The following is a 9,619-nucleotide window of genomic DNA, read 5'->3' as shown; positions in this document are numbered from 1 at the left end:
GAGCCGACGCAGTTGTGACGGCTACTTCAGGCAGCAGCGCGAACTCGGTGGTCGGCAGCAACGGTGGAACGCCCTACGGGACGGTGACCAACAGCGGCACCCTCACCCTGACCGGGACCCAGACCAACTACGGAACCCTGACCAACAACGCGACCGGGATCATCAACATCAACACGAAGATGACCGGCACCGGGCAAGTGACCAACGATGGCACAATCCGGCTGACCGGCGGAGCCGTGGACTACGCCGAAGCCGACATCGTGCATCACGCGTTCCTGGTCGGCTACTCACCCAGCCAGCCGAACAGCCCATCGCAGGTACTCGCCGCCTCCTACGACGCCGCCCAGGTTCCGCTGCCCGCACCGCCGGCCGGGCAGGCGTGGTACAGCACCAACACCTGCACCGGGAAGGTCGTTGACAAAGGTACGGATCTGCCGGCGGTATTCGGGCCACAGACAGCCAGCCCCGACACCGACGGGGGCACCTCGGGGACGTTGCAGCCAAACGTGACCCTCTACGCGAAGGCGCAGGCGGCGGTCACCTTCGACGCCACCGGCGGATCCCCCACCCCGTCGACGCAGACTGTCGTTTCGGGGTGCACCGCCATCAAGCCCGCGGCACCGACCCGAACCGGGTACACCTTCGACGGCTGGTCCAGCACCAAAGACGGCTCCCCGTACGACTTCAGCACGCAGGTGACCAAGGACCTGACCCTGTACGCGCGGTGGACAGCCGACGCCGGCAGCTCCACCACACCGCCCCCAAGCGGGTCGGGCACCACGACTGTGCCCGTGCGCCCGGTCTCGGACGACCAGGCAGGACTGCCACAGACTGGTGTCGACGTCAGCACGCTCCTGTACTGGGCACTGCCCATGCTGCTGGCCGGAGGCCTCGCCCTCACCGTCGTCGGACTCCGCCGCCGGCACCGCCGCACAAACTGACCCGAGAAAGGTCAGTCCCAGTCGAGACCGCCCTTGCGCCGCACGTAGAGGTACGCGACCAGCACCGGCGCGACGAACAGCAGCATCTCCACCAGCCCGGACACTCCGAACCGGGACAGCGAGACCGCCCACGGATACAGGAACACGATCTCCACGTCGAAGACGATGAACAGCATCGCGGTGACGGAGAAGCGCACCGGGAACCGGCGGCCGGGTTTGGTGGGTGCTGCTTGGACGCCGCACTCGTACGGGTCGAGGCCCGCGTCGTTGTCGCGGCGCGGGCCGGTGAACCGGCTCAGCAGCACCGATCCCCCGGCGAACGCCACCGCCAGCAGGAGCAGCACGACGATCGGCAGCCACGGGTTCATCCCGGTCTCCTCTCAGGGCAGGAACACGGCGGCCTCGGTGGCCAGCCCGAGCAGGGGTTGCGGCAGCACACCGGCCACCAGCGTGACCAGTGCGCCCGCCGCGAGGACGGTCGTGGCCGCCGCGCCCGGTGCGACGACCACCGCGCCGTCGTGGCCCGGCTCCCGGAAGAACATCGTCACGATCACCTTGGCGTACACGAACACCGCGATCGCGCTGGCCAGCACCGCCACGACGACCAGCCAGGTGCGCCCGCCCGCGACGGCCGCGGAGAACAGCGCGAACTTCCCGGTGAAGCCACTGGTGAGCGGGATTCCGGCCAGGGCGAGCAGGAACAGGCTCAGCGCGCCGGCCACCAGCGGCGACCGCCTGCCGATCCCGGCCCACGACGCGAGGTCGCCCGTTTCGTCGTCTCCGCCGCGGATCAACGTCAGCGCGGCGAAGCTGCCCAACGTCGCGAAGCCGTACACCGCGAGGTAGAACAGCGTCCCGGCGAGTCCCGCCGGGCCGACGCCGAGCAGGACGAACCCGCCCTGGGAAATCGCCGAATAGCCCAGCATCCGCTTGACGTCCCGCTGTGCCACGGCGACGACCGCGCCGACGACCATGGTTAGCACCGCGACCGCGGCCAGCACCGGCCGCCACAGCCCGCCCAGGTCGCCGGTCGCGGCGACCAGGCGCAGCAGCGCGCCGAAGGCGGCGACCTTCGTGGCGGCGGCCATGAACCCGGTTACCGGGGTCGGCGCGCCCTGGTACACGTCGGGGACCCAGCCGTGGAACGGGGCGAGCCCGAGCTTGAACAGCAGCGCCACCGCGATCAGGCCGGCGCCGACGAACACCAGCGGGGATGGCCCGATGTCCGCGAACGACGTCGAACCCGAGTACCCGTAGACGAGTGCCGCGCCGTAGAGGTAGAACGCCGACGAGAAGCCGCCGAGCACGAAGTACTTCAGCGACGCCTCCTGCGAAATCAGCCGACGCCGCCGCGACAGTCCGCACAGGACGTACAGCGGCAGCGAAAGCACTTCCAGTGCGACGAAAAGCGTGATCAGGTCGTGCGCGGCGGGCATCAGCAGCAGGCCCGTTACGGCGAACAGCATCAGCGGCAGCACTTCGCCGTCCGGCTTCTCAGTGGTGAGCAGCAGGGCCGCGAACAACGACAGCACCAGGATCGCCGCCTGGAGGAACACGGCCGGGCCGTCGATCGCGACCGCGCCCTCCGCGGTCACCAGCGCCCCGCGGCTCGCTCCGATCAGCAGCAGCACGAACGCGCCGACGAGCCCCGCGACCGCGACCGCGACCGCAAGCTGAGCGGGATGTCGTTGTGGCGCAATAGCTTCGACCAGGACGCCGAGCACGGCGGCGCCGAACACGACGAGCATCGGCGCGACCGCGAGGTAGTCGATGTGCGGTGCCACCCAGGTCATCGGGCACCTCCCGCCGCGACGACGTCCAGCACCGGCTGCGGGTACAGGCCCAGGAAGAGGATCAGCGCCACGAGCGGCACCATCACCCACCGTTCGCGGCCGCCCAGGTCACGCATCCCCGACACGGATTCGGTGATCGGCCCGGTCATCGTGCGCTGGTAGAGCCAGAGGACGTAGATCGCGGCCAGCACCACGCCGAGCACCCCGATCACCGCGGCCACCGGATAGGCCGCGAACGTACCGACCAGCACGAGGAACTCGGCGGTGAACCCGGACAGCCCGGGCAGCGCGAGCGTGGCCAGGCCGGCGAAGAGGAACAGTCCGGCGAGCACCGGCGCGACCCGGACGACGCCGCCGTAGTCGTCGATGCGGCGCGAACCCCGCCTGCTGATCAGGAATCCGGCGATCAGCAGGAGCGCGGCGGTGGTCAGGCCGTGGCTGACCATGTACAGCGCCGAGCCCGCCTGGCTTTCCGGCGTCATCGCGAAAACGCCGAGCGTGATGAACCCGAAGTGCGACACCGAGGTGTAGGCGACCAGCCGGACGATGTCGGTCTGCCCGATGGCCACCAGCGCGCCGTAGACGACGCCGACCAGGCTCAGCACCACGACCAGCGGCGTGAAGTAGTGCGCCGCCTCGGGGAACAGCGTCAGGCAGTAGCGCAGCATGCCGAACGTGCCGACCTTGTCCAGCACCCCGATCAGCAGCACCGCGACGGTGGGCGTCGCCTGCTCGGCGGCGTCGGGCAGCCAGCCGTGGAACGGCCACAGTGGAGCCTTGATCGCGAACGCGACGAAGAACCCGAGGAACAGCCAGCGCTGGTTACCCACTCGACCGGCCAGCGCGGCGAAGTCGAACGTCCCGGCCGACCTACCCAGCACGAGGACCGCGACGAGCATCAGCAGGCCGCCGGTCAGGCTGTACAGCAGGAACTTCAGCGCGGCCGGCCCACTCCGCTCGCCGCCGTAGCGGCCGATCAGGAAGTACATCGGGATGAGCATCGCCTCGAAGAAGACGTAGAAGAGGAACACGTCCGTCGCCGCGAAGACGACGATCATCGTGGTCTCCAGTGCCAGCACCAGTGCGAAGAACCCGCGTGCCGTACGCGCGTCGGCGGCGAGCAGCACGACCGGGGTGAGCACGGCGGCCAGCCCGATCAGCACGAGCGCGACGCCGTCGACGCCCACCGCGTACGACACCCCGAACGCGGGAACCCAGGAATGGTGTTCCACCAGCTGAAAACGCGGGCCGCCGGACTGGTAGCGGGTCGCCGCCGCGATCACGACGCCGAGCGTGGCGAGCGAGCAAATCAGCGCCAGGACCTTGGCGAGCCTCGCGGGTGCGACGGCCACCAGGAGCGATCCGGCCAGCGGGACCACGCCGGCCGCGGACAACCAGGGGAACATCGCCGTCACCGCCCCGCCCACAACGCGACGGCGGCGATCACGGCAGCACCGCCGAACACCGAAAGCGCGTACGCGCGCACGAACCCGGACTGGGTCAGCCGCAGCACCCCGGCCCCGCGCCCGACTCCGGCCGCGAGTCCATTGCCCGCGCCGTCGATGAACTGCTCGCCGAGCCGCGCCGACGCGGTGGCCAGCGCCCGGCCCGGGCGCATCAGCAGCCGCTCGTTGAGCGCGTCGCCGTAGAGGTCACGCTGCGCGGCGACACGCAACCACCGGGGTATCCGCACCGAAGAACGCCCGGCGTGCTGGGCGACGGCGACCGCGACCCCGGCCACCACGACCGCCAGCGTGACCGCGGTCAGCGTCAGGCTTTCCCCGCCGGCGGGCTCGCCGAGAACCGGCGCCAGCCAGCCCGGCAACCGGCCGACCAGGAACAGGCCCGCGCCCGCGGAACCGAGCGCCAGCAGGATCATCGGCCCGGTCATCAGCGCGGGCGACTCGTGCGGGTGGACGTCGGCCGCCCAGCGCTCGCGGCCGAAGAACGTCATCAGCACCACGCGGGTCATGTAGAACGCCGTCAGGCCCGCGCCCAGCAACGCGACCGTCCCCAACGCCCACCCGGCGCCGAACGCGGCCTCGATGATGCGGTCCTTCGAGTAGAACCCGGCGAACGGCGGCACGCCGATGATCGCGAGGTAGCCGATGCCGAAGGTGACGAACGTGACCGGCAACGCCTTGCGCAGCGCGCCGTAGCGGCGCATGTCGACCTCGTCGTTCATCGCGTGCATCACCGAGCCCGCACCGAGGAACAGCCCGGCCTTGAAGAACCCGTGCGTCAGCAGGTGCATGATCGCGAACACCGCGCCCGCCGGGCCGAGCCCGGCCGCGAGCACCATGTACCCGATCTGCGACATCGTCGACGCGGCCAGGGCTTTCTTGATGTCGTTCTTCGCGCAGCCGATCACAGCGCCGGCCAGCAGCGTGACGGCGCCGACGATCGCGACGGCCAGCTGCGCGGCGGGCGCGGCCGCGTAAACCGCGCCGGAACGGGTCACCAGGTACACCCCGGCGGTCACCATCGTGGCCGCGTGGATGAGCGCCGACACCGGTGTCGGGCCCTCCATCGCGTCCAGCAGCCAGGACTGCAGCGGCACCTGCGCGGACTTCCCGCACGCGCCCAGCAGCAGGAGCAGCCCGATCGCCGTCGCCGTGCCACCCGACGCGCCCACCTGCGCGGACACTACGTCGAACCGGGCGGAGCCGAACGTGGTGACCATCAGCATGATCGCCACGAGCAGGCCGGCGTCGCCGACCCGGTTGACGACGAACGCCTTCTTCGCCGCGACCGCGGCCGACGGCTTGTGCTGCCAGAACCCGATGAGCAGGTACGACGCCAAGCCGACGCCTTCCCAGCCGACGAACAACACCACGTAGTCGTCGGCGAGCACGAGCAGCAGCATCGCGGCCAGGAACAGGTTCAGGTAGGCGAAGAACCGCCGTCGTCCCGGGTCGCCGGCCAAGTAGGCGACCGAGTAGACGTGGATCAGCGTGCCCACCCCGGTGATCAGCAGTGCGAACGTCAGTGACAGCGGGTCGGCGAGCAACCGGACGACCACGTGCAGGCCGCCGGTGGAAAGCCAGGTGTAGAGCGGAACTTCGGCCGTTCTCACCGTGGCCGGCAGCCCGGCCAGGCCGATCGTGGCCAGCAGTGCGGCCACGAAGGCCACGGCGCTCGCCAGCACGCCGAGCCAGTGCCCGGCGCGGTCCAGGCGCCGGCCGCCGAGCAACAGAACGGCCGCGCCCAGCGCGGGCGACGCGATCACCAGCCATACCACGTTCACGGGCACGCTCCTCAGTGCTTGAGCAGGGCGACGTCGTCGATCGACGCGGACCGGCGGGACCGGAAGACGGCCGTCACGATCGCGAGGCCGACGACGACCTCGGCGGCCGCGACGACCATCGTGAAGAACGCGAACACCTGGCCGTCGAGCCTGCCGGTGGTGCGGGAGAACACCACGAACGCGAGGTTGGCCGCGTTCAGCATCAGCTCCACGCACATCAGCACGACGATCGCATTTCGGCGCAGCAGGACCCCGGCCGCGCCGAGCGTGAACAGCACGGCGGACAGCGCGAGGTAGCCGACCGGGTTCACCGCTCGCCTCCCGGCACCGAGGCCGCGGACCGGGTGCCGTCGGGCAGCAGCGCGGGCACGTCGGCCGCGTTGCGCCCGGCGTACACCCCCGGCGTCGGCAGCGGGCTGATCCGCCCGCCGTCGAGCAGCCCCCGCACGCGTTCCCGCGACAGCTCGCGCTGGGACTTGCGCGGAGCGCGCCGGTGCGCCAGCACCATCGTGCTCAGGGCGGCGGTGATCAGCAACGCGCTGGTGGCCTCGAACGCCCACACGTACCGGCCGAAGATCAGCGTCGCGAGGTCGCTCAGGCCGCCACTGGCCGCCGAGGCGCCGGGCAACGCGGTCCGGCCGATCGCGACGGCGAGCACCGTCCCGAACGCCAGCCCCACCAGGACGGCCGCGACCCGCTGCCCGCGCAGCTTCTCCACCCGCGACTCCGACGCGTCGACCCCGGCGGTCATCAGCACGAACAGGAACAGCATCATGATCGCGCCCGCGTACACCACGAGCTGCACGACGCCGAGGAACTCCGCGCCCAGCGCGACGAACGCGACCGCGAGGCACAGCATCACCACGGCCAGCAGCAACGCGCTGTGCACGGCCTTCGCCACGGCCAGCATGCCGATCGCCGCCAGCACCGCGATCGGGGCCAGCACCCAGAACAGGATCGTGGTCACGGCGTGACCTCCCCGTAGTAGTCCGTTCCGGCCGACGTCGCGTGCGGCGGCGCGGCCATGCCGGGCGTGAGCGGGGCGAGCAGCTGCTCCTTGGTGAACACGAGCCGGTCGCGGCCCAGCTCGGCCAGCTCGAACTCGCCGGTCATGGTCAGCGCGCGCGTCGGGCACGCTTCGACGCACAAGCCGCAGAAGATGCAGCGCAGGTAGTTGATCTCGTAGACGCGGCCGTAGCGCTCGCCGGGCGAGAACCGTTCGGCATCGGCGTTTTCCGCGCCTTCCACGCGGATCGCGTCGGCCGGGCACGCCCACGCGCACAGCTCGCAGCCGACGCACTTCTCCAGGCCGTCGGCGTGCCGGTTCAGCACGTGCCTGCCGTGGTAACCGGGTGCCGGCTCCTTGGCCTGCTCCGGGTACCGCTCGGTGGTGGCCTTGCGGAACATCGCCGAGAACGTGACGCCGAACCCGGCGACGGAGTCGAAGAAGTCAGGCACGGTAGTCCTCCAGCAGGCCGACACGGGCACCGTTGACGGGCGGGACCGGGTAACCGGCCGACGGTGCGGCCGGTTCCGGGTGGAAGCTCTCCCGGTTGCGGCGGACCAGCAGCGCGACGGCGCCGCCCAGCACGCCGAGCGCGACCACCACCAGCACCATCGGCGCCAGCGGCACGCCCGCCTCGTGCAGGGTCTTGACGACGCTCACCACGACGATCCAGCCGATCGACACCGGGATCAGCACCAGCCAGCCGAACCGCATGAACTGGTCGTAGCGCAGCCGGGGCAGCGTGCCGCGCAGCCAGACGAACCCGAACAACAGCACCAGGATCTTGCCGATCAGCCACAGCGCCGGGAACCAGCCGCGGTTCGCGCCGTCCCACAGGGAGATCGGCCACGGCGCCCGCCAGCCACCCAGGAACAGCGTGCTGGCCAGCGCCGACACGGTCAGCACGTTGATGTACTCGGCGAGCATGAACATCGCGAACTTCAGCGACGAGTACTCGGTGTGGAACCCGCCGACCAGCTCGCCCTCGGCCTCGGGCAGATCGAACGGCGCGCGGTTGGTCTCGCCGACCATCGCGACCACGTAGATCAGCAGCGACGGCGCGAGCACCACGCCGTACCAGAGGTGCTGCTGCCCCGCGACGATGTCCGCGGTGGACATCGAACCGGCCAGCAGGAACACCGTGACGAACGACAGCGCCATCGCCAGCTCGTAGGAGATCATCTGCGCGGTCGAGCGGACCCCACCCAGCAGCGGGTAGATGGAGCCGGACGACCAGCCGGCCAGCACGATGCCGTACATGCCGACCGAGGTGATCCCGAGGACGTACAGGACCGCGACCGGCAGGTCGGTCAGCTGCAACACCGTGTGCTGCCCGAAAATCGTGACCTCGGGCCCGAACGGGATCACCGCGAACGCACCGAACGCACTGGCCCCGGCGATCACCGGCGCGAGTGTGAACACGACGCGGTCCGCGGCCTTCGGCGTCAGATCTTCCTTGAGCGCGAGCTTCACAGCGTCGGCCACGGACTGGGCGGTCCCCCACGGCCCGACCCGATCCGGCCCGACCCGCATCTGCATGCAGGCGACGACTTTCCGTTCGAAGACGATCGCGAAGATCGTGGTGCCCATCAGCAGCCCGAACACCACGACGGCCTTGCCCAGCACCAGCCACCACGGGTCCGCCGCCAGCACCTGCGCCGTGCTCACGACAACCTCCCCCGCAACGCGCCCCGCCCCAAGCGCCCCAATGTGGCCTTGGTTGCGTCTGACGCACCGAAGGCCGCCTTGGGTGCGTCTGACGCACCGAAGGCCACATTGGGGCGCGCGGGCAGCCACAACTCCACGGTCCTCATGACAACCTCTCCCGCAACGCACGAGCCACCGAAAGTCCGATGTGGACGACGTCGCCCGCGCCGGCGCCGAGCGTCCGGTACACCCGCGAGCCACGGGAGTGCGTCGGCAGCCAGACGACGCGTCCGGGCAGGTCCGTCACGGCCAGAGGCAGCGTGATCGCGCCCGCGGCGGTCGAGACGGTGACCGGGTCGCCCCCGGCCGCACCGATCTCCTCCGCCGTCGCCGCCGACAACCGGACCACCGGGGGCCGGGCCGTGGCCGCCAGCCGCGATTCGCCCTCCTGGAGCACGCCTTCGTCCAGCAGCATCCGCCATGTCGCGAGTACCGCTTGGCCGCGGCCGGGGGTGGCGGCGGACCCGGGCAGCACCGGTTCCCACGGCGCGCGGTCGCCTGACCAGGGCCCGAACCGCTCCAGCTCGCGGCGTGCCGAATCCGGGTCGGGCAGGCCGAGGTCGACGCTCAGTTCCGCGGCGATCGCGTGCAGCACCCGGTGGTCGGGCTGCGTGCCGGGTTCCCGGACGGCGGCCTCGAACGGCCGGTGCCGGTTCTCCCAGTCGGCGAACGTCCCTGCCTTCCCGGCGACCGCCGTCACCGGGAACACCACGTCCGCGTGGCCGGTGACCGCGCTCGACCGCAGTTCCAGGCTGACCACGAACGGCGCCGTCCGCACGCCGTCGCGGGCGGCACGGGGGTCGCGCAGGTCGTCGAGGTCGACGCCGCCGACGACCAAAGCGCCCAGTTCGCCCGCCGCCGCGGCGGCCAGGATCCCGTCGGTGTCGCGGCCGGGCCGTGCGGGCAGCCCGGGCACCTGCCAGAT

Annotated in this window: 10 protein-coding genes; 1 reads left to right on the top strand and 9 read right to left on the bottom strand. The window is 71.0% G+C overall.

The window, feature by feature from the left end; all coding sequences use genetic code 11:
* A partial coding sequence (locus G3I65_RS14040; protein WP_203612382.1) for an InlB B-repeat-containing protein occupies positions 1–941 on the top strand: 941 nt, incomplete at its 5' end.
* 11 nt (positions 942–952) lie between these two features.
* On the opposite strand, the gene ndhC is transcribed toward G3I65_RS14040, so the two are convergent.
* From ndhC to G3I65_RS13995, 9 genes are all read right to left on the bottom strand, one after another.
* Positions 953–1,309: an NADH-quinone oxidoreductase subunit A gene (ndhC, locus tag G3I65_RS14035; RefSeq protein WP_160696500.1), complete on the bottom strand. Its 357-nt coding sequence runs from the start codon at positions 1,307–1,309 to the stop codon at positions 953–955.
* A 12-nt stretch (positions 1,310–1,321) separates the two neighbouring features.
* Entirely contained in the window at positions 1,322–2,734 is a 1,413-nt protein-coding gene (nuoN, locus tag G3I65_RS14030) for an NADH-quinone oxidoreductase subunit NuoN (protein ID WP_160696499.1), read from the bottom strand.
* Complete coding sequence (locus G3I65_RS14025; protein ID WP_160696498.1) at positions 2,731–4,140, bottom strand: NADH-quinone oxidoreductase subunit M; 1,410 nt, start codon at positions 4,138–4,140, stop codon at positions 2,731–2,733. Before G3I65_RS14025 ends, nuoN begins: the two co-directional genes overlap by 4 nt.
* A gap of 5 nt (positions 4,141–4,145) precedes the next feature.
* The gene (nuoL, locus tag G3I65_RS14020) at positions 4,146–5,981 is read right to left on the bottom strand and encodes an NADH-quinone oxidoreductase subunit L (protein ID WP_309235442.1); all 1,836 of its coding nucleotides are present in this window, start codon (positions 5,979–5,981) and stop codon (positions 4,146–4,148) included.
* Positions 5,982–5,992: 11 nt separating this feature from the next.
* Complete coding sequence (nuoK, locus tag G3I65_RS14015) at positions 5,993–6,292, bottom strand: NADH-quinone oxidoreductase subunit NuoK (RefSeq protein ID WP_160696497.1); 300 nt, start codon at positions 6,290–6,292, stop codon at positions 5,993–5,995.
* Positions 6,289–6,948, bottom strand: a complete 660-nt coding sequence (locus tag G3I65_RS14010; protein WP_160696496.1) for an NADH-quinone oxidoreductase subunit J — start codon at positions 6,946–6,948, stop codon at positions 6,289–6,291. The genes nuoK and G3I65_RS14010 overlap by 4 nt, the downstream gene beginning before the upstream one ends.
* A complete protein-coding gene (gene nuoI / locus G3I65_RS14005) occupies positions 6,945–7,388 on the bottom strand; it encodes an NADH-quinone oxidoreductase subunit NuoI (RefSeq protein ID WP_309235444.1) in 444 nt (147 codons plus the stop codon). The genes G3I65_RS14010 and nuoI overlap by 4 nt, the downstream gene beginning before the upstream one ends.
* Before the next feature lie 43 nt (positions 7,389–7,431).
* Entirely contained in the window at positions 7,432–8,655 is a 1,224-nt protein-coding gene (gene nuoH / locus G3I65_RS14000; protein ID WP_160696494.1) for an NADH-quinone oxidoreductase subunit NuoH, read from the bottom strand.
* A gap of 142 nt (positions 8,656–8,797) precedes the next feature.
* A partial coding sequence (locus G3I65_RS13995) for a molybdopterin dinucleotide binding domain-containing protein (RefSeq protein ID WP_275940153.1) occupies positions 8,798–9,619 on the bottom strand: 822 nt, incomplete at its 5' end.

Source organism: Amycolatopsis sp. SID8362 (assembly GCF_010550475.1).
Classification (GTDB): domain Bacteria; phylum Actinomycetota; class Actinomycetes; order Mycobacteriales; family Pseudonocardiaceae; genus Amycolatopsis; species Amycolatopsis eburnea.
The sequence above is the reverse complement of the archived record's forward strand: the minus strand, read 5'-3'. Positions and strand labels throughout refer to the sequence as shown.